A 23,307-nucleotide genomic window follows, 5' to 3' on the forward strand; every position below is an offset into this window, starting at 1 on the left:
TCTCCACCGCCATCAGCTGTTCCTCAACAAATGCACCAAGCAGGAGCATTTGCAGTAGACCCAGGCAGTATGGTCAGATGTTTACACAGATACACCTATGTATGGTTAAGAGGTTTTGAGCAATTTTGGTTTTATCCGACTTTTATTGGTCGACACTCTGTATCAGGGTATCGCTGGACCGGACATAGATGGGTTAACTTTGGAATAAGCCTACGGCAAATTCAATCTTTTACTTGCGTATAGTTTATAAAACCTTATGGGAAAGTAGTGCAAAAGCTTAAAATTCAGCTGCCATTATGGTGGCTTTTCTTATGTTCAACTGACAACCGAGGTACTTACTAATTTAATAGCGCACTCTCTAAGAGCTAGTTTCTTTGGAAATGGCTCTTTTTACTTTCATAAAAGGATTCCCCCAGTGATGGATTATTTAGAAGTATATAAATAAATTAACAGTTTTATTTACTTCTAAATAATATAATTAGAATATTAAAATAATAACCCTAAACCATTCGTAAAAATAAAATTCTTTTAAATATGGTCCTTATCGTTGGTCCGACTACTTTAAAAGTACTAGAGGTTAATGGATTTTTAAATATTTTAGCAAATAAGTAGAATGAATAAACAAAAAATACTTTTTCAAGTTTGATATCTATGATATAGTTAGAAAGTATTGTTTTTATTATATTAAAAATAATCTAAAAAGTAGGGGTGTATTAGATGAAGAAATTAGGTTTATTTAGTTTATTTTTAATTCTGACAGTCTTTATCGCAGCATGCGGAAGTAAGGAAACATCAGGAGAGAAAACGAGTAGTGAAAAAGTATATAAAGTCGGCGTGGACACGACTTACCCTCCATTTGAATACAAGGATGGAAATGAGTATAAAGGTATAGATATTGATTTGATTAATGCCATCGCGAAAAATCAGGGCTTTAAAATTGAACTTAATCCAATGGACTTCGGTGGAATTATTCCAGCAATGCAAGCTAATCAGCTTGATGTAGCGATTGCAGGGATGAGTATTACTGATGAAAGAAAAAAGGTAGTCGATTTCTCAACTCCGTATTTTGATGCGGGATTAACAGTTGTTGTTAAAAAAGATAATTCAACTATTAAATCAGTTAATGACCTTAAAGGAAAAACTGTTGCGGTTAAAAAAGGAACAACAGGTGCTAAATATGCACAAGATAATGCATCAAAACTAGGAATTACTGTCGTTCAGTTTAACGATAGTCCAGCCATGTTCCAAGAAGTTTCTAACGGAAATGCCGATGCACTTATTGAAGACTATCCTGTTATCTCTTACGCTATTGCCCAAAAGGACCTTGGTTTGAAAATTGTTGGTGACCGCTTAAATGGAGACCAATATGGAATTGCTGTTTTGAAAGGGCAAAACCAGGACTTAATTAAAAAAATTAATAAAGGCCTTGCTGAACTCAAAAAAGATGGAACATATGATAAAATTGTAAAAACCTATCTTGGTGAATAAATAATGATTAGGCGCGCATAAAGCGCGTCTTCTTTTTGAAAGGGGATGAAACAGTGGATATAATTGTTGCAGCATTACCAATATTACTAAAAGGATTACAAGTCACACTTTATATTTTTATTATTGCTATTATTCTAGGTTTTTTAATTGGTTTACTGATGGCCTTGTTACGCCTTGCACCTCTTAAAGTCTTGAATTGGATTGCAAAGGTATATGTGGATGCAATCAGAGGAACTCCATTTATAGTACAGTTGTTTTTTATCTATTTTGGAGTGAATTCGCTGCATTTGGTTTCTTTAAACAGCACAACGGCTGGTATTATCACTGTTGCGATTAATGCGGGGGCCTATTTTGCAGAAATTATCAGAGCGGGTATTCAATCAATTGATAAGGGACAAACAGAAGCCGCTAGATCGATTGGTTTTACCGGAGCACAAACCATGCGTTACGTGATTCTGCCTCAGGCTTTTAGAAGAATGCTTCCTACGATTACGAACCAATCCATTATCAGTTTAAAAGATACTTCGCTGTTATCTGTTATCGGTATTGCAGATTTAACACAGCAGGGTCAAATTCAGGCTTCAGCAACCTTTGAAGCATTTAAGATTTGGTTGGCTGTAGGTGTCATTTATTTTATCATTATTTATTTGTTAACCCTTCTAGCTAATTTTGTTGAAAGGAGGATTCAGGTTCGATGAGCATTATAACCGTGAAAAACTTAAGCAAATCATTTGGAAAACTAGAGGTTTTAAAAGATATTAACGCTGAAGTGCAAGAAAAAGAAGTAATCTGTGTTATAGGCCCTTCTGGATCAGGAAAGAGTACATTCCTTCGGTGCCTTAATCGCCTGGAAGACATCTCAGGTGGTGAGGTAGTGATTAACGGGCATAACATAACGGACCCAAAAATTAATATCAACAAAGTTAGACAAGAAGTTGGAATGGTATTTCAACAATTTAATCTGTTTCCTCATAAAACGGTTTTAGAAAATATCACGTTAGGTCCTATTAAAATTCTTTCTATTAGTAAAGAGGCGGCTGAAAAATTGGCCCTAGAATTACTTGAAAAGGTTGGATTGAAAGAAAAAGCTGGCAGCTATCCTGGAGAACTATCTGGCGGACAGAAACAGCGGGTTGCCATTGCAAGAGCATTGGCTATGAATCCAAAAATTATGCTCTTTGACGAACCTACTTCTGCACTTGACCCGGAAATGGTCGGTGATGTATTAGAGGTCATGAAGCAGCTTGCTAAAGAAGGAATGACGATGATTGTTGTTACCCATGAAATGGGATTTGCCCGAGAAGTTGGCGATCGAGTTATTTTCATGGATGGTGGCTTTATTGTCGAAGAAAATGAACCGAATGAGTTATTCGGAAACCCTCAGCATGAGAGAACAAAAGCTTTCTTAAGTAAGGTACTATAAACAACCCGATTCATTAGATTTGAGTAAGACATTAAGAGCGCAAAGTAACTGCCTTAAATGGGTAATACTTTGTGCTCTTTTTTTGATTTTAATGTTTGTATTTTCCTTAATAGTTTTTATTTTGATTGACAATGACAAAAGTCTATGGGACTATAATTTTATAATATATTTTTCAATATTTAGAAAATTCACTCTAAGTGATTTTTATAAGGTTCCACCTCACCCCAAGCATACTTAATTTTAGTAAATGAAGATGGCTAATTTTTATGGTGTTATAAAATTTATGTTAGATTATCTTACGAGTTACTAGTTTTCTTTTCTACATTCAGGTAATCTTTTCATATAGCAATTGAATATCTTTACGGTTGATTGTATTGGGAGAGAGTGACGTATGTCGCCGCCGAAGGAGCAAATTCCATAAAATCCTTGGAATAAATCTCTCAGGTAAAAAGAACCATTACATGACGTAACTCTGGAGAGTGCATATTTCTTTATATGCCACCAAAGGGGATCTGCTTTATTAGCAGGACAAACTTTCAGGTAAAAGGACAGAGAGGGTAGAAACATTGCCTTCTTCTGTCCTTTTTTTGTTGCCAAAGGTTAGTCCTGTCTTTAATAAAACCAACATCAGTATAAAAATGGCTTAACCCATTATGCTGATAGGAAAATTATTATGAAGGAGGAGTAAAACTTGAGTAAGAACACATTGTTAGAATGGATGAATCAAAATGAAGAAAGATTTACAGAGGTTGCGCAAAAAATCTGGGAAAATCCCCAGGTGGGCTATGAAGAGACCTTTGCATCACAATTACAACAAAAGATATTAATGGAAGCAGGCTTTACCATAAAATCGAATATTGGCGGAATTCCAACTGCTTTTATCGCAGAATATGGAACCACTAAACCAATTATTGGTATTCTTGGTGAATTTGATGCACTGCCAGGCTTGTCCCAACAAATAAGTTCCGTACGTAATCCTGTAGTCCAGAAGGGACCTGGCCATGGCTGCGGTCACAATTTATTAGGAACGGCAGGAGTAGAAGCGGTGATAGCTCTTAAAGAGCAGATGGAAGCAGAAATGCTGCCTGGAACGATCCGATATTATGGTTGTCCAGCTGAAGAATTACTTTCAGGGAAAACGTTTATGGCACGCGTTGGGGTATTTAATGATTTGGATTGCTCCCTAACATGGCATCCGGGAACAAATAATCTAGCTGCCAATTACAGTATGCAGGCATTAACTGCGATTGAATTTTTCTTTTCTGGACGGACCTCCCATGCCGGAGCGGCTCCACATCTTGGCCGTAGTGCATTAGATGCTGTCGAGTTAATGAATGTGGGTGCCAACTATTTACGTGAACATGTACCAGATGGTTCTCGGATTCATTATCAAATTACAAATGGGGGTATGGCACCTAATATCGTGCCTGAAGCTGCTAGTGTTTATTATTTCTTACGTGGTGAAAATCGAGATCAGGTCGATGAACTAACCGAACGATTAATAAAAATCGCACAGGGAGCAACCTTAATGACCGAAACTTCTGTAAAGTGGCAAATCAAATCTGGCTGCTACGATACATTGCCAAATGAAACGCTAAATGATCTCATGCATCAGCAAGCTGAATCCATTGGACAAATGACCTATACGCTAGAAGAAGAGACCTTTGCTATAGAGCTCCGCCAAACAGTTGATCCATCAGTGTTGGCCGCTGCTAAACAACAAGCCCTTGGTGCAGATGATAAACTACTTGATCCTGGATTTTATAATGATAAGAAGAATTTTGGTAAAACAATGGGTGGATCATCCGATGTAGGAGATGTCTCATGGATTACACCGCTCGGACAAGTTATGACAACGTGCGCCCCCCTAGGAGTCCAGCTTCATACATGGCAGGCAACCGCTTCTTTTGGATCCTCCATTGGCATGAAAGGAATGCATTATGCCGCTAAACTAATGGCATTATCTGCATACGAATTACTAATTGATAAAGAGGGTATTCTTGAAAAGGCAAAAGCAGAATTTACAACAAATACGAAAGGGGAGACTTATAAACCTGGAATACCTGCCATGGTTCAACCTCCTGTGAAACAAAGTGAGTTTTTTCAGTACCAGTAAGTTGAGCTTGAATGATCAATGAAACAGGACTTTATAAAGAATATATAACTGATTCCTAGGTAAGGTAGAATGGCATAGAACAAATGGATTCTAATACATTTCCATTCTACCTAAAATTTAGGAGATCGGCATTTATAGTAGAAAAGCGAAAAAAAGGAGCGTGTTGTAATGGTTGAAAAAAATAGAACCTCGAATAGTAAGATCATATTGTCTGTTCTCTTTTTTGGCTGGATCGTATCGTACATCGACCGAACCGTGATAAGTCTTTCACTTGTCCAAATTAGTGGAGATTTATCGCTTGATGCATCCAAACTTGGAGTCATTTTAAGTGCCTTTTTTATGGGTTATGCATTGATGCAAATTCCCGGCGGCTGGCTCGCAGATCGCTTTGGATCCAGGCGAGTGATCACAACTGCTATTTTATTCTGGTCCATTTTTACAGCATTTACTGGTCTTGCCTGGTCACTAACCTCGTTAATTCTGATTCGCTTCCTTTTTGGAATTGGGGAAGGAGGATATCCTTCAGCTAGCACCAAAGCCATATCTGATTATTTTCCTGTTGCTAAACGAACGAAAGCTCAATCAACTATGATGTCTTCAAATGCACTGGGAGGCGCACTTGCCCCCATTATTTGCGCTCCTCTACTTGTTTGGTTAGGCTGGCGTCATGTTTTTTGGGTTGTATCCCTTCTTGGAATTATAGTCGTTGTCTGTTTCCTTCTATCTACTAGAACGAAAGGCGAATACACTGGTTCGGATACCGCACATAAGCCTAGTAAAGAAGAATATAAACAGCTTCTTCAAAATTCCTATTTGTGGAAGGTTCTATTTGTTTTCTTCTTTATTAATATAACAAACTGGGGTCTCTCATCATGGATGCCTACCTACTTGATGCAGGTTCTGGGAATTGACCTCAAATCTGTTGGACTTATTAGCGCTATTCCCAGCTTGTTCATGGCATTAGGAATGGTGATCAGTGGAAGAATCATCAATAAGTTTGGTTCTTATGCAAAGTATGGAGTCATCGTTGGGATTTTTATTATGGGCATATTTCTTTATTTGATGACACTTGCTACTAGTATTAGCCAGGTGATTACCTATCAATGTATTACTTTTATCTTTACCTCCTTTATCATGAGCTTTATCTTCACACTTCCTCACCGGGTTATGGAACAGAAGGTAGTAGGTACTGCCTTTGGTATTATCAATTTCGGTGGTCAAGCAGCAGGAATCTTTTCCCCGATGATCATGGGAGCTCTAATCGCTTCGTCCGGAGGATCTTACAAAAGTGCTTTCTTATTCTTAACTATTTGCTGTTTAATAGCAGGAATCATAGCATTTTTGCTGCCGTCCAGTAAAAAGAGCCCTAAAGTGACTGAACAACCAACGGTAAAAACGGTAAGTTAAGAGTATGAAAGTAAATTAACTGTTAAGATAAATCTTACTATTTTAAAAAGTGACTAAACATAGGGTTTCCCTAACGGTAATTTTTTGAGTATTCTGATTAAAAATTAAATATCGTGAGGAAAACCATTTATGAACTAAAATCTTATTAGGTAAAGAGGATAGAGAAGGGTAGTACGAATTCAAGCTACCTTTTTCTGTCCTTTTTGAAGTCAAAAAAATTTATCCTTTCTAAATGTGTGGGCACATAAAAGAGTTGCTTCACTAGAAAATAATGAATCACGTTTAGGTGTTATCAATTAAATGAGTGTAGATATTAAAAATCTTCGTAACATCATTAAGGATTTTGTGTAGAAGTCTACTGGAGGAATCAGTTTTGTCAGAAGCGAAGATAGCAATCAGTTTTATAAAATTAGGAGGAACATATCATGATATTTTCGAATTAACCGAAGAACAACAAAGTGTTCAAAAAATGGTGAGAAGGTTTGTCGGAAGGAAATTATCCCATATTTCAACAATGAACGTAAGGGTGAATTTCAACCACTATTTTGAAAAAATTGCTGCTTTACAGCTAATGGGTGTTTGTATTCCAGAGGAGTACGGCGGAGCTGGCATGGATTATAATACACTTGCCATTTTCTGTGTTGAATTAGAACGAGGTGATACAGCCTATCGAACAGCAGTTTCTGTTCATACAGGGTTAAACAGCATGACGATACTCAAATGGGGAAATGAAGCGCAAAACCAAAAGTTTTTAATTCCTTAGGCAAAGGGGGAAAAGATTGGTGTGTGCGTTTGGTTTGACTGAACCGAATGCTGGCAGTGATGTAGCTGCAATGGTAGTACAACATATATTGCCAAGAATGGTCAACTCTATCTTTATTTTACCCTCCAAATTATAGCATACAGATTGTGAAGATATGTAATATCTCAAATCGAAAAGGTTATGCAAAGGTCTTACTATACCGCTTAGGTCTACTGAAAGATAATAAATTGTTTGCATTTTACTTATCTATTCAAAAATACTTTCTTCTTTTTCCTGCAGGTGATAAACTTCTTTTTAAAAAGGATATTTGAATAAGATGAGAAAATGTTTATCATATTTGGAAGAAATAGTACCTTTGTACTTCCCAAGAGAGAACTGGGAGATTGTTCCCGGGCCAAGTGGTGAAAACAATACAACCGTCTTTATTTTGGCCAATAATAAGCAATATGTACTGAGAATTTATGAAACCCATCAAGATGAAGACAAGGTAAACTATGAACACGCTGTATTATTAGCATTAATCAAACGGCCCCTTTCCTTTTCCATACCAGTACCAATGATAACTCTAGATGGGCAAACCATTGTCAAAACTAAATCCGGTTCTCTTGCAGGAATGTTTCAATTTATTGATGGACAGAATCCTGTCCTAGAGGACCTAGACCAAATCTATTCATTTGGTAAGGCGGCTGGCCAACTTACTGCAGAACTTGCCGAGGTCAATGTAAATCAACTGCCAGTATATAGACCTTATTATGATATGGATAGTACACACCCAAAATGTTCTTTGGACCAGATTAAGAATTTTTCCTTCAATCCGCCAGAGAACTTTGTGGAGTTAACTCATGAATTAGTCATTATCCACAAACAACTACTTTCATTTCAAGAAAGTGTCCCGTTTATAAAAAAGCTTCCCCATCAGCTGGTCCACGGAGATTTAAATGCTTCCAATATTCTTTCTGATCAGAATGGAAAGATTTTAGCCATTCTTGATTTTGAATTTGTAACACATGATTTACGAGTGATGGAAGTTGCGGTTTCTGTTTCTGATTTCATAAATGATGAAGAGGATGAGGTTATTATTTTTGAAAGGATTAAGGCCTTCCTAATGGGATATGGCAGCAGCATTAAGCTAACAGAAGGAGAAATTCATGCCCTACCTCTTTTAATCCAGCTTCGAAGTATAGATGTGTTTATCCATTTTCTCGGCCGATATTGGGACGGGGTTGACTCAATTGATACGGTTAAGAGGTATATTCGTAAGGCTGCACAGAGAGTTTCATGGATTTTAACACATTCTGACAAGTTTATGAAATTCTATTAACCGTAGAGTTCTAATACAAGTAGGTTGCTTTTTTCTAGCAAGTTAACTAATGATGTGATTTTTTATTAAAAAAGAACTCCGAAATCTTCGGAGTTCCATTGTTTATGCTTAAGATGGCTTTTCAGAGTCTTATTGTTCTTATTTAGAAATGTCTTTCTCAACACACTTTAACACCAAACGATTATTCTATAGGGTGTGGTTTGGGCTGGGATGCTTTTTGTGACAGCTCCATAAATAACAATTAGATCTCGATTTGCCGGGTTTCTTGTAAAGAGTTGCCCATTTCTTAAAACCACTTGAGTAAATGGGGAAATATTTAAACGTAACCGGCCATCACTACTCTCCAGCTCATTATTAAAATAATCCACTTTTACATTCTGATAGGAACTATCTTTTACCATAACAAGTGCTTGATATTGCGGCGGGTAAATAAGAAGAGCAGGTGCATTTCCGTCATAATATCCAGTCACGCGATCTCCTACGGACACCATAACATGGTCCACAAAGTAAGTTGAAGGAGAAATTACGAAATTAACTATTGTTCCTATTCCGTTCTCAACAGTTATTAACTTATTACAGCCATCTCCTTCACCATTTTGCCCTATAAGATCAGTAATCATGGTAATGGTCCCATGAAATGAATAAAATTTTGTCATCCTTATACCTCCTACACATAGACAACAGCTATAAAGCCGTAAACGGTCACATCACTTGCTTCATATGTTTTTACCATCAGTCTTGTAACCATATGAATTTTCTAAATGTCCCCTTCCAAAGCTCATGAACATACTTTGTGCACCATATGTAGGTCTATACCTATTTGACTGTGTGGCCGCCCATAAAAGATAAGAAAACCTCAGTAGATTATGGGTAAAGAAGTTTATTACTGCAAAAAAATTAATGTTATCCAAGATTTGAACATAAAACTAACCAACAGATAGCGTCTGGTATGAAAAAGTTTATTAATAAAACGATTTTCTGATATAATAAACACCTAAAAAGGTGAGCCCTTTTTATACATATAAAAATTCTTAAATATATTAAACTACAAAATTTTCAGAAGGTGAACAACATGAGTACAAGCATCTTGGAAAAAGAAACTTATGAAGAATTACAAAGCGCATTTAAAGCTTTAAGAGAAATGACGCAGAAGAACCAGCAGAAACAGGAATTAAAACTGTGGAGTGATATTTCTGTTCCTTTTACTATGAATGAGGCACTTTCTAGGTTTTCCAAAGAGGAATTAAGTTCCATTAGAAGACGTTTAGAGATAAAAGGCGCCAGTCAGCTTAAAAAAGGCGAATTAATTGATTTATTAAGTATAAAGATTCCACTATCAATGGAAAAGATAATCATGTATCTGGACCAAGAGCGTTACAATTTAATCCAGAAATTAATCCACCATGGAGGTTATATAGAAGCTCCTAAATTAACACCAAATCAACTAAACTACTTCCGTAACATTGGGATAATCTTCACAGGAACTTTTAAAGGCAAAAAAATTATTGCCATAACTGAAGAAATTGTTGAAAATCCGCTTTTTCGAGACAAGCACAAGCTGTTCATCACCATTAGCCGGCGCAATACCGAATGGATTAAGCTTACACAAGGATTGCTCTACTATTATGGGACATTGACCCTTAATGAGCTGCATGATTTGCTAGAAAAATATATGAATGAACCTATCAACCTTTCCGATTATCTATCTGTAATCGATCATGCTATTTCCTACTACGAGCAAATAAAAATAGATCAAATTGGATTTGCTAATAATCGAGTGTTGGATCCAGAAAAAGTAAGAGGAGAACAGAGATCTAGAAAAGACTTGGCATTTTTCCAATTCTCTAAAGAGCAATTACTTAGAGCGGGTGAACCAGGGTATATCGAACGCAATGATAGCTATCTTCAGTTTGTAAACTTTTTAACGCAAAACTATGAAATGAGCAGGCAAGAAGCGGATAGAATTGTAGAAGAATGCGTTTATGCGAATAATATTGGAGAAAGCCTTAATCATATTTTTCAATTTTTGCAAAGCAGAATAGAAATTGAAAATATAGAAATGGTGAAGGCTTGCATGGACAAAATTGTAAATCTAGTGAATAACACGAAACAATGGTTTCTCAAAGGATATTCACCACGAGAGGTATCGAGTGCAAATGAGCAGCACTCACTACAGTCAGATTCTAAATCAAATATCATAGATTTCGCAACAAGACAGAAAGTTGGCCGAAATGACCCTTGTCCATGCGGAAGTAATAAAAAATTTAAAAAGTGTTGTGGGAGATAATTTATCTCTGAATCATAAAGTCTGCCTACAATGACTAGGCAGACTTTTACAATTGAACGTACACGTACAAAATAGAGGTACAGAAAAACAATTATCTTTCAAAATATCAATGCTTAGCTTGAGAGGATTTTTCGATGAATACATCACTAGAAATGCTGATCCATTTATTTGAACGAGCAGCCTTGCTGCTGATCTGTCTGTTTTTTATGATCCGAATCCCAAGGTTTAAGGAATCCCTGCAAAAAGACCGCCATTCTCAAACAGAACGGCTGGTCATTACCATCTTATTTTGCTTATTTGCTATCTTTGGGACCTACTCAGGGATCAATGTCGAAGGTTCATTAGTGAATACCAGGATTATCGCGGTTGTGTCAGGTGGTATATTGTTTGGACCTTGGGTTGGGATCATTTCGGGCGTTGTTTCGGGTGTACATCGCTACTTAATCGATATTGGCGGCGTTACATCTGTCCCGTGCCTTATTACAAGTATTATTGCGGGGATCGTTTCGGGTTATATAAACCGTAAAGTTAAGCGGTCGTTACGATGGATCTATGGAATCGCCGCTGGAATGGTTTGTGAAGTATTGACCATGCTGTTGATCCTTGCTATGGCAGAACCATTTTCACTAGGATTAGATATCGTTTCGAAGATTGCTTTTCCGATGATCGTGGGAGAGGTTAACATTGGTCTAATTGTATTACTGGTCATGAGCGTGGAAGGTGAAAAGGAAACAATTGCGGCTAGACACGCCAAGCTTGCATTAGATATTGCCAATAAAACTTTGCCTTATTTTCGCTCCATCAATACTGAATCCTTAAGGCAAATCTGCAGTATTATCAAAAATGATATCCAGGCTGATGCGGTTGCCATTACAGATAATGAAAATGTACTTGCCTATGTTGGTTTCGGGGAAGAGCGATATGTGACTGGTCAGGAAATTATCAGTGATTTGACGAAAGAAGCAATCCGAACGGGCAAGTTCATCATTCGGAATCATATCGCGGATCACCACACGCCCCAAATTCACTCGCTGCTGATTGTTCCTTTTGAGGAACATGGAGAAGTGACGGGAACCTTAAAAATCTACTATCGGAAAGCCTATAAGATGACGTACTCTCTTCAGACAATGGCAATCGGACTTTCCCAGATTATATCTACACTTATGGAAGTTTCTCGGATTGAACAGATGAAGGAAGCAGCCAACAAGGCTGAGTTGAAGGCACTTCAAACAAAGATTAATCCGCACTTTTTGTTTAATGCCTTGAATGCCATTGCCTCCACGACACGCAGGAATCCAGACAAGGCTCGTGAGTTAATCATCAATCTTTCTGGCTATATGCGCTACAATTTAGAGGTAAGTGATGAATTGATTGATATTCATAAAGAACTAGAACAAGTTCGCGATTATGTGGAAATTGAAAAGGCCCGTTTTGGCAGCCGTCTGACGGTTGAATATGATATAGACGAAGTGAATGTAAATATCCCAAGCCTTCTCATTCAGCCTTTAGTGGAGAATGCTATTATTCACGGCATCTTAAAGAAAAAAGGACCTGGCTTGGTGACGATAGCAGTTAAAGATTTGGGAGAAAAAATAAGAGTTAGTGTGAAGGATACGGGTGCTGGAATAAGTGAAGAGGTCATCCACCATTTGCAGCATGATACGGTACCAGCAAACAAAATTGGCCTGTATAACGTGCATCAGCGAGTCAAACTGATCTATGGAAATGGTTTGGTCATTCATCGGTTGTCACCAGGAACAGAAGCTTTTTTTGATATGGTAAAGGAGAAAATATGAAAGCGATTATTGTAGAAGATGAAATTCCAGCTCGGGAAGAATTGGAGTATTTAATTGAAGCCTATAGTGAAATTGAGGTCACGCATTTTTTTGATGATGGCTTAGATGTTTTAAAATTTCTGCAGGAGCAGGAAACAGATGTGATTTTTTTGGATATCAATATTCCCTCACTTGATGGGATGCTGCTGGCTAGTACGATAAGCAAATTTACGAAAAGACCGTATATTGTTTTTACCACGGCCTATAAAGAACATGCCGCACAGGCATTTGAATTAGAAGCCTTTGATTATGTTCTCAAGCCATATGATGAAAAGCGGATGGCAACGATGTTAAGAAGGCTAGAATCTGCTTATAAACGAGATCAGGCTGACGCAATCGCTAAAGAAAGCCGACCAAATACTAAAGTACAGGAAGTGGAGATCCATGCAAAACCTTCTAACAGAATCAATTTAAAAAAGAACGACAAAATTATTGTGACGGATGTAAATGACATTTACTATGCGGAGGCAAGTGAAAAGGTGACATTGGTTTACACGCAAAAGGAAGAGTATACCATGCAGATGAGTATAACGGAGTTTCAGGCTCTTCTGCCGGAGGAAATGTTTTTTCGCTGCCATCGATCTTTCACGGTTAACTTAACGAAAGTCCGCGAAATTGTCCCATGGTTTAACCAAACCTACCAATTGCGGTTAAAAGATCTTTCAACGGAAATCCCGGTTAGTAGAAGTAAAGTGAAAGAGTTTCGACAAATTATGAAGCTATAACCTCCATTCATTCCGTATAATAGGCATTTCATTCAAAAAACGGTTTCTCTCTTTTTTTCGGTGGTATTATGATCATGTAAACGATAACAAATAAAAAACACGAATGTTCACCATGATTATTTTTAAAGGAAGAAAAGAGGAGATTGTAATGAAAACTAGCACAGATCGCCGTTGGTTGATTGTTGTAGGAACCATTATCGTGCAAATGGGATTAGGAACTATCTATACATGGAGTCTTTTCAACCAGCCCTTGGTCGACCATTTTGGCTGGAAGCTTAATTCAGTTGCTTTTACCTTTTCGATTACTAGCTTAGCTTTGGCACTATCCACTTTGTTTGCCGGTAAGCTGCAGGATAAATGGGGAATCCGCCGATTACTCACAGTAGCGGGCATTGTAGTTGGAGCAGGATTAATGATTAGTTCTCAAGTATCATCCTTGTGGATGCTTTATATCTTAGCAGGCGTGATTGTTGGGGCAGCCGATGGTACAGCCTATATCACATCACTTTCCAATTTAATTAAATGGTTTCCGGAAAGAAAAGGACTTATTTCAGGTGTTTCTGTTGGAGCTTATGGTACTGGTAGTTTGATATTTAAGTTTATTAACGGGTCATTCATCCAATCAGCAGGAGTTACCCATGCTTTCCTTTATTGGGGTTTAATTGTCATGATTATGATTGTCGGAGGTTCTTTCCTAGTTCGGGAGGCCAAAATAGGTAACGATTTGAAAGTTCAAAATGGCAGCGTTCAAAAAGATTATACCGTGAAAGAAATGTTGAAAACGAAAGAAGCTTATCTTTTATTTGTCATCTTCTTTACATCATGCATGAGCGGATTATTCTTAATTGGAATTGTGAAGGATATTGGTGTTAAAATGGCGGGGCTTGATATTGCTACAGCAAGTAATGCGGTGGCATTAGTGGCCATTTTTAATACAAGCGGCCGTATCATTCTTGGAGCATTATCCGATAAAGTGGGACGTTTACGTGTGGTTTCAGGTGCATTACTTGTTACGGCAGCAGCGGTAACGGTATTAAGTTTTGTTCAACTAAACTATGGATTGTTCTTTGCTTGTGTGGCAGCGATTGCGTTTTGTTTTGGTGGTAATATTACAGTATTTCCAGCGATTGTAGCTGATTTCTTTGGTTTAAAAAATCAAAGTAAAAACTATGGAATCATTTATCAAGGCTTTGGTATTGGTGCGATTTCAGGATCCTTTATTGCTTCTTCTCTAGGCGGATTTATTCCTACCTTTAAGTTGATTGCTGTTTTAAGCATTGTATCTGTTATCATTGCCATGTTAATCAAGACGCCAGGCAATGGGACACCAAAAGCGAAAGATAAAAGCAATCCTGGTAAAATTCGCAGTCTTTCACCGGATACACGAGCAAGTTAAAAGCCGTGTCTATTTTAAATAGAGGAAAATTAAAAAAAGGCAGGAGCATTCTGCCTTTTTTGCTTTTTAACAAACCTTTCTACCATAAGGCGATAGGAAAAAAAATGCTTATAATTTATAATTCGGTCAGAACTGTGGCAGGTTACCAAGGTTGTTGGTTGGATCCCCGTCAGGATTGCTCCGAAGATGTTCCTCGCCGTCGGGACCTTTGAACACATTGACGTTCACAATCATCCCGCTTTTTGCCATTTGTTGTGCTTCTTTGTAATTAACAACCTGACCGTTTGACAACTTAAGTTCCATAATATCGTCATCTCCATTCTTCCGGACGGCAATGACAGTTTCTCGACGTTTTTCCATTATTTCGCCTCCTATATAATAGGATGACTTTAAACTCATATTTTATGAACCTTATTGCCGAGAATTAGCAGCTAGGTTAGAGCGATATTCAAAATTTAACAAGAATCATAACAATTTCAAGAATCGATTCTTCCAGTCCTCTGCAAGGGCATCTACTGTTAATATTTTTTCAATTGATTTAATATCTTGTTTTTGATGAAAAAGAATTTGTGTAGCGAAAGAAACGGATATTTCTTTTGAGTGTTTTTCAACAAGTGTTATTTCCGAATCGAACATAATAGTCCCTTCTTCCAATACCCGAAAAAAGTAACCAGTAAGAGTCGTTTCAACCACTTTCTTTAAAAATTGATTTTCTTCATTATATTTGGAGATAGTTGAACAAGGCACCCTTCCTTGTGCTACTTGAACTATTGTATCTCCTATCTTATATATATCACCAATACAAACCTGTTCTTCCGCCATTCCAGTTGCAGTAATATTTTCTCCAAAAGCAGGCAGAATAAGCTTTTTTTGAAATATATCTTCCCAATATGAGTAATGCTCAAATGGATACAAACAAACTGCACGGTCTGGCCCCCCGTGGAACTGGTGGTTTGCAACATCATCACCAATAAAGCCAGATTTTTTTAACTCAACAGCTTGTAAAGATGTTTTTCCTATTGCAGATTGCTCTTTTTTATTGTTCCAATTAGATTCCTTCGGTTTGCCGACAGCTAAATTAATAATTTTCCGATTCAATTAGAAATTACCTCATTTCGATAGAACTCTTTCATATAAATTGTATTATAATTGTGTATCTTGAAAAGGTACACATTTAAAAAATGCATCAGGGTCAAAATGAAATAAAATGCTTTATTTATTGTTTGCCATACAATTTTAATATTGTATGGTTTTTTTGTGCATGATATGATGTTTCAAACGATTTCAAATCAAGCCGGCAGAACGCTGTGTGCTGAAAGAAAACTCTGATGAAAGATGGGTCCGCTTGACTGGGGGGCGTTCAGTCTCTTATTGATGCTCTAGCAAAAACGCTTCTGTCAGACATAATTGAGCTAGAAACGCGAGTTAAGAAAATTGAGCAAATCGAAGTTGAATTTTCACCTTCCCTCCTTTCAAATCTTATGACAGACATTTCAAAAAAACCTACGTGGATGACGGGGCAGGCCAAGGTAGTTGCAGTCTATGATCGTCCCTTCTGGAGAGAAACAGGACTATCAGGATATGAATTGAGTACCGTTGGTCCCTTAGAAGAAATATTTGATGCTTCTCCTAATAAAGGCCCTGGTGCATTATTTGGAATGCCTGCTGAAGTCCGTAAAAAAATGGGACAAGATAAAATATTAAAATTAGTTTCTAATCAGTTAGTTAAGCTCTTTGGAAGTGAAGCCAAAAATTTAAGGGCTATTTTTTATAAAGATTGGTCCAGCGATTCCGAAACGGCTGTTGAGGAAGACTACAGTCCTCTTAGAAATTACCAGAGTTATGGGCAGCCGTCAGTAGAAGGTGTATGGGAAAAGAAACTTATTTTTGCCGGTACAGAGACGAATTCACAATCTAGTGGACATCTTGAAGGTGCACTACAGTCAGCTGAACAGGCTGTTTTTGAAATTATTAATTTAAATAAGAAGCATTTATGAAACGATATTATCAGTACAATAACTTATAAAAAATAATTGATTGTCATCAGAACTGGGGGGAGTAACTCATGAACATTTTCTTTGATCACCTTGTTTGGTTCTTTAAGAAACCAGAGAAAGCAATTTCACTCTTAAAACAAAGAGGACTTTATGCTGTGCAGGGTGGTCGTCATGAATCTTGGGGAACATATAATACCCTAACCTATTTTGGCCTAAGTTATATTGAATTTTTAGGAATTGAAAATTTAGCAATAGCCGAAAAACATGGTGAAAACCGATTGATTACGCAAATTGTTGAACAGCTAGCAAAAGAAAGGCGGGAAGGACCTGCGAAAGTAGCGATCCGAACAAATCAAATTGAAGAATTAGCAATAAAACTTAAAGCAGAAGGACTTACAGTTTTTGGGCCGCTTACTGGGGAGAGAGTTCGTGCTGATGGTCAAGTAATCAGGTGGTCATTGTTATTCCCTGAATACGCGGAAAACAAGGTTTCTTTACCATTTTTTATTGAATGGGAAAAATCAGATGAAGAAAGGTATTCGGATTTAGAGGAACAAGGACTCGTAGGGGCACACATATTAGGCCTGCCAAAATTAGAAAGTGTTGGTTTTGTTGTGAATAATTTGGATAAAACAGTAGAAATTTGGAACAAATTGTTTGGCCTTAAATTAGGCGAGGAGTATATTGATACGGAAATTAATGCACGTTGTAGAATTTTAGAATTGAACCTAACTAATTTATTATTTTGTACACCAATTGGAGATGGTCCGGCTGCTAAGGTATTAAAAGAAAAAGGGGAGACTCCTTTCTTGGTGAACCTTACTGACACGAATCAAAATCACCTTTTTGAAATGCTGGATGGTTATTGGAGGTTTCAGTAATATTGATTTAAAAAAATTCACAATCATATTATTGTGTAAGAAAAAGGATGAGTATGTTGCCGATTAATTCTTTTGAAAACTATCCAATGAGCTGGAGGCCATCAATTGATAAAACTAAAAAGCCGATATATCAGGCACTCGCAGGTCAATTGGAACAGGATATATTAAAAGGAGTTTTATTACCTGGCACAAAACTTCCTCCCCAGAGAGAACTGGCTGATTTTTTGGATTTAAATTTAAGTACTATTTCAAAAGCTTTTAAAGTTTGTGAGTTAAAGGGCTTGTTAAGTGCATCTGTTGGAAGTGGGACATATGTATCGTATGATGCGTTATCAAACGCATACTTACTTGAGGATACAAAGCCGACGCACTTAATTGAAATGGGAGCAACACTACCAGACCATGCTTCTTATGAGCCTTTGCTACTCCAGCTAAAAAGTATGCTGCATGAAACAGATTATGAAAAATGGTTTGGTTATGGCCGGGCAGGCGAGAGCCTTTGGCAAAAGGATGCGGCTCTAAAGCTAATCCGAAGAGGCGGGTTTGAAACAACTGTGGATCACATTTTATTTGCAAATGGGGGTCAAAATGCGATTGCTGCTACACTGGCAAGTCTTTGTAAGCCTGGAGAACGGATTGGTGTTGACCATCATACCTACCCTGGCTTAAAAACGGTTGCCGCAATGCTAAGTGTGCAAATAGTACCGATAAAGTCAGAGAACAATGAAATGAATCCAACGGCCTTTGAATATGCATGTAAAAATGACAATATTAAAGGCGTTTACTTAATCCCAGATCATCATAATCCAACGGCTTGCATTATGTCGGTAGAGAATCGAAAAAAGATTGCAGCTATTGCCAAGAAGTATAAACAGTTTGTTATTGAAGATGCAACGTACCATCTTCTAGATGAAAAACCACTGCCAGCACTTGCATCATTTGCACCAGAACAGGTTATTTATATTTCTAGTTTATCAAAATCATTTGCACCTGGGTTACGACTAGCCTATGTAGCAGTTCCGGCTCAATTTAAGGAGCCCATTTCAAAGGCACTTTATAATTTAAATATAACCGTTTCCCCGTTACTAGCAGAATTGACAGCACGTACGATTGTATCGAATCAATTTGAAGTCTTAATTGAAAGTCATCGGGAACAAGCCATTAAAAGAAACAAGATTGTCAATCGTTATTTGGCTGACTATACGTGTCTGGGTGTTGAAACAGGTATCTTTCGGTGGCTGTTATTACCAGGCAAGATTACAGGTGCAGAATTTGAAGCGTTAGCCGCACAGCAGGGAGTACAAGTGTATGCGGCAGAACGTTTTGTTGTTGGAAATAGTTGTCCAGAAAGGGCTGTAAGGATTTCTGTCTGTGCACCAAAAACTCTCGAAGAGCTTGAGCAAGGATTGATGATCCTTAAACGTTTGCTAAACGATCTTAGCTAATATTGTTTGCCATACAATTATAACATTGTATGGTTTTTTTAGGCATGATATGATGATTCAAATCTAGTTCGAGTTTATCTGGAAATTTGCTAGAAAGGCAGGTTAGATCATGATACACAGAGATAGTGTAAAAGTGTTAGACGTTCAATCAGCTTCGTTACAAAACTACATTCACTCTTCAGAAAAACAAAAAGCGTTATACAAGCGTACATTATTCGTTGTAAGTATTTCACAAATTTTTGGTGGGGCAGGGTTAGCAGCAGGAGTGACGGTGGGAGCGCTTTTAGCACAGCAAATGCTTGGTACGGATGCGTATGCTGGACTTCCTTCTGCTTTACTTACTTTAGGATCAGCAGGAGCAGCTTTATTTGTTGGGCGACTTTCTCAACGGTACGGACGCCGTGCAGGTTTGACAGCTGGTTTTATGACCGGTGGACTTGGAGCAATCGGAGTAATTCTTGCAGCAATAATGAATAGTGTTTTCCTGTTATTTACTTCCCTGCTTGTATATGGTGCAGGGTCGGCAACAAATTTACAGGCTCGTTATGCAGGTACGGACTTAGCAAATGGTAAACAGCGGGCGACTGCGATTAGTATGACGATGGTTTTTACAACCTTTGGTGCAGTTGCAGGTCCAAATTTAGTGAATGTGATGGGGGATTTCGCTCTATCGATTGGTGTTCCATCACTTGCCGGTCCTTTCATTTTAGGGGCAGCATCCTATATTTTAGCAGGCCTTGTCCTTTTCTTCATGCTTCGTCCAGATCCGTTAGTTATAGCTAGGACGATAGAGTCGACAAACCAAGAACGTAGTGATAAAGGAGTTTTGTCCACAATTGAACATACAGAAAATAAAAGGGGCATAATCGTTGGTGCAACGATTATGGTTCTTACTCAAATTGTGATGGTGGCTATTATGACCATGACGCCAGTTCATATGATGCACCATGGACATGGCTTGGGAGCAGTTGGCCTAGTTATTGGATTTCATATAGGTGCCATGTATCTCCCTTCGCTGGTTACAGGTTTTCTTGTTGATAAGTTAGGGCGTATGGCGATGTCGATTGCTTCTGGAACTACATTGCTTCTTGCAGGTTTATTCGCTGCATTTGCTCCAGGAGATTCGATGGTCCTTATGGTAATTGCTCTTTCTTTACTCGGATTAGGATGGAATTTTGGTTTGATAAGCGGGACAGCGCTTATTGTTGATTCAACTGAAACTTCCACACGGGCGAAAACACAGGGTACAGTGGATGTATTGATTGCGTTGTCAGGAGCTGCTGGCGGAGCCTTGTCTGGATTGATTGTGGCAGGGTCAAGTTATTCAACTTTATCACTTGTTGGAGGGATTTTGTCATTATTACTCATTCCAGTGGTGAAATGGTCTCAAGGTGGTAAAAATAATACATTATAGTTTAATAGATTTTAAATAATGTCAATCATACTGAATAACCTGAGTCTCAGTAGAGCAAGAGACTCAGGTTATTCATTCTTTAAAAGCGTTGTTACATTATTCAAGGTTCCTATCTAACAATGCCCCCGTTTGTTCACCCATAACACGAGCAGGCAATGGCTTTCCATTCATGAACCACCATTCCATGCTCCAGCGACTGCTGAACCAAAAAATTGAAGAATAACAGATTGTTCCTCGATTCACATCTGCTCTATCCGCAATATCCTGAATGGTAATGTAATCAAAACTTTTTTCAGACAACAGGTCAATGACAGCATTTTTTATAGCTACTTGGCTTTCGGCTATTCTTCTATCTACTCTAGACATTGTATTTAGCAATCTTTCTAAAGATAATCAACAATATTAATAGATATGTTGAGTAATCAACGAAATTCATTAAATTAACCATTGAAAGTATGAAGGGCTTTTTTATAATTATAAACAGATGTTCATAAATCAATCAATATTGATTTTTATAGGGACAGAGGATAATTGTTGATGCTTAGGAGGGCTGCGAAAAACATGAAAAACACTTGGAAAATTTACTTGCTCGGCTTGATTACCTTTATGGTAAGTACATCGGAGTACGTTATTGCAGGTATTTTGGATAAAGTGGCTGCCTCGAATCATGTTTCGGTAGCGGCGGCAGGCCAGCTAATCACCGTATTTGCTCTTGCAAATGCATTCGGATCCCCAATTGTCGTGATGGCGACTACAAAAATGAATCAGCGAAAGTTATTGATACTTTCTCTTACCTTAATGGTGCTTGGCAGCGTGATGACATTTACCCTTCCTGGCTTCGGTTTTCTAATACTCTCTCGGATCATACTTGCACTTGGAAGTGGAGTTTTTGCCATAGCTGCCAAAACTGCAGCAGCCAAGCTAGCTCCCCCAGAAAAACAAGCTGGGGCTATTGGTACAGTTATACTTGGGTTTAGTGCTGCGATCATTATCGGCGTACCTATTGGTCGTGTTGTAGCCACTGCATATGATTGGAAGCTAATCTTTTTGGGGATTGGGAATCTTAGTTTACTAGCAATCTTTATTATCATGCGTATGATTCCTGCCACAAATAATGGGGCAGCCATTCCGCTGGGCAAGCAACTCTCTTATTTAAAGGACCCAAAAATTTTATTAGGCCTTGGTGCAACGTTCTTTTGGCAGTTAGGATATGGGGTGATGTATTCGTATATTGCACCATTCCTGCTTACTGTTACAGCAATGAATGGACGAGAAGTGAGCGGTGCTTTGTTTGCCTTCGGTATCGCTACCTTAATTGGTTCCAAGTTTGGTGGATTTATGACGGATCGGATTGGTAATCCCAGAACTCTTGTCGGCGGTTTGGTTGTCCATTGTTTAGCTTTAGTGTTGCTATCTACTATTGCTAGTTCAACCTTTCTAGTCATTCCATTGCTTATGCTCTGGTCTTTCTCAGCATGGTCGTCAGGCCCAGGAATGCAGTATAATTTGGTATGGCTTGCTCCACAAGCTTCAGGAATCATGCTAAGTTTATATGGCTCCTTCATACAGTTGGGCATTGCTGCGGCAGCAGGAATAGGGGGTATTGCCGTAAAAAACACATCAGCTGGAGTGGTTAGTTGGATAGGGGCCGCAGCAGTGGCAATTGCTGCAATTATTACGGCGGTATCTTTTAGTCTTACTAGTAAAGCGGCGAAATACGAAAGGTTCGTTTAATGAATAGGTATCATAAGCAGGTTAAAATAGACCTTAAACAACGAGGAAGTAATTGGTCATATTATGATGATCTAACAATGGAAAGATTGAATCTGGAATCGAAAAGCCTGAACTAGGATTTACATAAAGCATCCTTACAGATGACTACAGATATATTGACTCAATATACAAAAACCAATAAATAAATATTGGAGGTACAAAATGGAATACCGTACAGTAGAAAAAACGGGAATTAAGGTTTCAAATTTATTTTTTGGAACTATGTCTTTTGTTGCATATGCCGATGCAGAAACATCAAAGGCCATGAAATGGGAGTAAGGTTTATAAACTCTGATGAAGTGGGGTAAGAAGGATGTATAATTTATACACCCTTCTTTTTTTATATATTGTTATCGAGCATTAGAATAAGAGTTACCCTAATAAGGAAAAGATAATAAAAATTATTGGAGGTTCTTCAATGGGTGAGGTCCTATCCTGGATAATAATGATTGTGCCTTGGTTTTTACTTATACCACTAAATTCAATTAGGGTAAGAAACTTCTTATCAGTTGCATTTTTTACTGTTTTTTTGAATACTATATATTTCCAAATGGCAGAAGTTTGGAATTGGTGGACGGTAACAAGTAATGTATTTTTTCTAACAAATGTTTCATCGTTTACATATGGACTCCTACCAGTCACAACGATTATTGTATTTTATTTTTTTTATCCTAACGCGTGGTTATTTTTCGGAGCTAATCTCTTATTGGATGCAATACAAGCCTTTATCATAAGTCCCTTTATTTTTGAACAATTTGGTCTTTATGAATTAAATAAAATTAGTAATTTGGGGCTTTATATTGCAATTATTAGTCATTTACCAATAATTTATTTATATCAAAGATGGTACGACTCGGTATTCAATCATAAAAAAACATATTAAAAAAGGAATTTTTGGACTGATAATGGATTGGGAATTAAAGGTGCTAAGGGTTTAACCAGCACCTTTTTATTAATATTTTGATAAAGACCTTAAAAATAGATAGTATCAGCAAAAGAATTGGTTTTGTAAGCATAACCTATAGCTAATTTATTG

19 protein-coding genes, 3 pseudogenes and 1 riboswitch are annotated in these 23,307 nt (G+C 37.7%); of the genes and pseudogenes, 18 read left to right on the top strand and 4 right to left on the bottom strand.

The window, feature by feature from the left end; genetic code table 11:
* From V7077_RS20285 to V7077_RS20320, 8 genes and pseudogenes are all read left to right on the top strand, one after another.
* A pseudogene (locus tag V7077_RS20285) lies at positions 1–243 on the top strand (hypothetical protein); the annotation flags it as partial.
* Between the two features lie 474 nt (positions 244–717).
* On the top strand, positions 718–1,488 hold the full coding sequence (locus V7077_RS20290) for a transporter substrate-binding domain-containing protein (protein WP_335505276.1): 771 nt from the start codon (positions 718–720) through the stop codon (positions 1,486–1,488).
* 53 nt (positions 1,489–1,541) lie between these two features.
* Complete coding sequence (locus V7077_RS20295) at positions 1,542–2,186, top strand: amino acid ABC transporter permease (protein WP_335505278.1); 645 nt, start codon at positions 1,542–1,544, stop codon at positions 2,184–2,186.
* Positions 2,183–2,911, top strand: a complete 729-nt coding sequence (locus tag V7077_RS20300) for an amino acid ABC transporter ATP-binding protein (protein WP_335505279.1) — start codon at positions 2,183–2,185, stop codon at positions 2,909–2,911. Before V7077_RS20295 ends, V7077_RS20300 begins: the two co-directional genes overlap by 4 nt.
* Positions 2,912–3,276: 365 nt before the next feature.
* Positions 3,277–3,378: riboswitch (glycine riboswitch) on the top strand.
* A gap of 224 nt (positions 3,379–3,602) precedes the next feature.
* Complete coding sequence (locus V7077_RS20305; protein ID WP_335505281.1) at positions 3,603–5,027, top strand: amidohydrolase; 1,425 nt, start codon at positions 3,603–3,605, stop codon at positions 5,025–5,027.
* A 168-nt stretch (positions 5,028–5,195) separates the two neighbouring features.
* Complete coding sequence (locus V7077_RS20310; RefSeq protein WP_335505283.1) at positions 5,196–6,434, top strand: MFS transporter; 1,239 nt, start codon at positions 5,196–5,198, stop codon at positions 6,432–6,434.
* Positions 6,435–6,903: 469 nt separating this feature from the next.
* A pseudogene (locus tag V7077_RS20315) lies at positions 6,904–7,270 on the top strand (acyl-CoA dehydrogenase family protein); the annotation flags it as partial.
* Between the two features lie 243 nt (positions 7,271–7,513).
* Positions 7,514–8,518: a phosphotransferase enzyme family protein gene (locus V7077_RS20320; RefSeq protein WP_335505284.1), complete on the top strand. Its 1,005-nt coding sequence runs from the start codon at positions 7,514–7,516 to the stop codon at positions 8,516–8,518.
* Between the two features lie 167 nt (positions 8,519–8,685).
* On the opposite strand, the gene V7077_RS20325 is transcribed toward V7077_RS20320, so the two are convergent.
* On the bottom strand, positions 8,686–9,174 hold the full coding sequence (locus V7077_RS20325) for a hypothetical protein (protein WP_335505286.1): 489 nt from the start codon (positions 9,172–9,174) through the stop codon (positions 8,686–8,688).
* A 431-nt stretch (positions 9,175–9,605) separates the two neighbouring features.
* Here V7077_RS20325 and V7077_RS20330 point away from each other — a divergent pair, with 431 nt between their 5' ends.
* The 4 genes from V7077_RS20330 to V7077_RS20345 all read left to right on the top strand — a co-directional run bounded on the left by V7077_RS20330 (position 9,606) and on the right by V7077_RS20345 (position 14,761).
* Entirely contained in the window at positions 9,606–10,805 is a 1,200-nt protein-coding gene (locus tag V7077_RS20330) for an SEC-C metal-binding domain-containing protein (protein ID WP_335505289.1), read from the top strand.
* A 134-nt stretch (positions 10,806–10,939) separates the two neighbouring features.
* The gene (locus V7077_RS20335) at positions 10,940–12,601 is read left to right on the top strand and encodes a sensor histidine kinase (protein WP_335505291.1); all 1,662 of its coding nucleotides are present in this window, start codon (positions 10,940–10,942) and stop codon (positions 12,599–12,601) included.
* Complete coding sequence (locus tag V7077_RS20340; RefSeq protein WP_335505293.1) at positions 12,598–13,365, top strand: LytR/AlgR family response regulator transcription factor; 768 nt, start codon at positions 12,598–12,600, stop codon at positions 13,363–13,365. The genes V7077_RS20335 and V7077_RS20340 overlap by 4 nt, the downstream gene beginning before the upstream one ends.
* Positions 13,366–13,513: 148 nt before the next feature.
* Positions 13,514–14,761 carry an L-lactate MFS transporter gene (locus V7077_RS20345; protein WP_335505296.1) on the top strand — a complete coding sequence of 416 codons (1,248 nt, stop codon included), beginning with the start codon at positions 13,514–13,516 and terminating at the stop codon, positions 14,759–14,761.
* A 126-nt stretch (positions 14,762–14,887) separates the two neighbouring features.
* On the opposite strand, the gene V7077_RS20350 is transcribed toward V7077_RS20345, so the two are convergent.
* Both V7077_RS20350 and V7077_RS20355 read right to left on the bottom strand, forming a co-directional pair.
* Complete coding sequence (locus tag V7077_RS20350; RefSeq protein ID WP_335505299.1) at positions 14,888–15,121, bottom strand: DUF3892 domain-containing protein; 234 nt, start codon at positions 15,119–15,121, stop codon at positions 14,888–14,890.
* Positions 15,122–15,226: 105 nt separating this feature from the next.
* On the bottom strand, positions 15,227–15,859 hold the full coding sequence (locus V7077_RS20355) for an MOSC domain-containing protein (RefSeq protein ID WP_335505301.1): 633 nt from the start codon (positions 15,857–15,859) through the stop codon (positions 15,227–15,229).
* A 413-nt stretch (positions 15,860–16,272) separates the two neighbouring features.
* On the opposite strand from V7077_RS20355, the gene V7077_RS20360 reads away from it, so the two are divergent.
* The 4 genes from V7077_RS20360 (at position 16,273) to V7077_RS20375 (ending at position 20,498) form a co-directional block, all read left to right on the top strand.
* A complete protein-coding gene (locus V7077_RS20360; protein WP_335505303.1) occupies positions 16,273–16,758 on the top strand; it encodes an FAD-dependent oxidoreductase in 486 nt (161 codons plus the stop codon).
* Positions 16,759–16,826: 68 nt separating this feature from the next.
* Positions 16,827–17,639, top strand: a complete 813-nt coding sequence (locus tag V7077_RS20365) for a VOC family protein (RefSeq protein WP_335505305.1) — start codon at positions 16,827–16,829, stop codon at positions 17,637–17,639.
* Between the two features lie 56 nt (positions 17,640–17,695).
* The gene (locus tag V7077_RS20370) at positions 17,696–19,084 is read left to right on the top strand and encodes a PLP-dependent aminotransferase family protein (protein ID WP_335505389.1); all 1,389 of its coding nucleotides are present in this window, start codon (positions 17,696–17,698) and stop codon (positions 19,082–19,084) included.
* Between the two features lie 106 nt (positions 19,085–19,190).
* Positions 19,191–20,498, top strand: a complete 1,308-nt coding sequence (locus tag V7077_RS20375) for an MFS transporter (RefSeq protein ID WP_335505391.1) — start codon at positions 19,191–19,193, stop codon at positions 20,496–20,498.
* Between the two features lie 225 nt (positions 20,499–20,723).
* On the opposite strand, the pseudogene V7077_RS27805 reads toward V7077_RS20375, so the two are convergent.
* Positions 20,724–20,864, bottom strand: a pseudogene (locus V7077_RS27805) (TetR/AcrR family transcriptional regulator); the annotation flags it as partial.
* A 195-nt stretch (positions 20,865–21,059) separates the two neighbouring features.
* Here V7077_RS27805 and V7077_RS20385 point away from each other — a divergent pair.
* Both V7077_RS20385 and V7077_RS20390 read left to right on the top strand, forming a co-directional pair.
* Positions 21,060–22,232, top strand: a complete 1,173-nt coding sequence (locus V7077_RS20385) for an MFS transporter (protein ID WP_335505309.1) — start codon at positions 21,060–21,062, stop codon at positions 22,230–22,232.
* Positions 22,233–22,689: 457 nt separating this feature from the next.
* Complete coding sequence (locus V7077_RS20390) at positions 22,690–23,154, top strand: hypothetical protein (RefSeq protein ID WP_335505311.1); 465 nt, start codon at positions 22,690–22,692, stop codon at positions 23,152–23,154.
* Positions 23,155–23,307: the final 153 nt, after the last annotated feature.

Source organism: Neobacillus vireti (assembly GCF_036962465.1).
GTDB lineage: Bacteria > Bacillota > Bacilli > Bacillales > Cytobacillaceae > Neobacillus > Neobacillus vireti_B.

Coding starts and splice junctions, on each gene's coding strand:
- V7077_RS20290 (WP_335505276.1), top strand. CDS start 718: ATGAAGAAATTAGGTTTATTTAGTTTATTTTTAATTCTGACAGTCTTT.
- V7077_RS20300 (WP_335505279.1), top strand. CDS start 2,183: ATGAGCATTATAACCGTGAAAAACTTAAGCAAATCATTTGGAAAACTA.
- V7077_RS20310 (WP_335505283.1), top strand. CDS start 5,196: ATGGTTGAAAAAAATAGAACCTCGAATAGTAAGATCATATTGTCTGTT.
- V7077_RS20320 (WP_335505284.1), top strand. CDS start 7,514: ATGAGAAAATGTTTATCATATTTGGAAGAAATAGTACCTTTGTACTTC.
- V7077_RS20325 (WP_335505286.1), bottom strand. CDS start 9,174: ATGACAAAATTTTATTCATTTCATGGGACCATTACCATGATTACTGAT.
- V7077_RS20335 (WP_335505291.1), top strand. CDS start 10,940: ATGAATACATCACTAGAAATGCTGATCCATTTATTTGAACGAGCAGCC.
- V7077_RS20340 (WP_335505293.1), top strand. CDS start 12,598: ATGAAAGCGATTATTGTAGAAGATGAAATTCCAGCTCGGGAAGAATTG.
- V7077_RS20345 (WP_335505296.1), top strand. CDS start 13,514: ATGAAAACTAGCACAGATCGCCGTTGGTTGATTGTTGTAGGAACCATT.
- V7077_RS20350 (WP_335505299.1), bottom strand. CDS start 15,121: ATGGAAAAACGTCGAGAAACTGTCATTGCCGTCCGGAAGAATGGAGAT.
- V7077_RS20360 (WP_335505303.1), top strand. CDS start 16,273: ATGACGGGGCAGGCCAAGGTAGTTGCAGTCTATGATCGTCCCTTCTGG.
- V7077_RS20365 (WP_335505305.1), top strand. CDS start 16,827: ATGAACATTTTCTTTGATCACCTTGTTTGGTTCTTTAAGAAACCAGAG.
- V7077_RS20385 (WP_335505309.1), top strand. CDS start 21,060: ATGAAAAACACTTGGAAAATTTACTTGCTCGGCTTGATTACCTTTATG.
- V7077_RS20390 (WP_335505311.1), top strand. CDS start 22,690: ATGGGTGAGGTCCTATCCTGGATAATAATGATTGTGCCTTGGTTTTTA.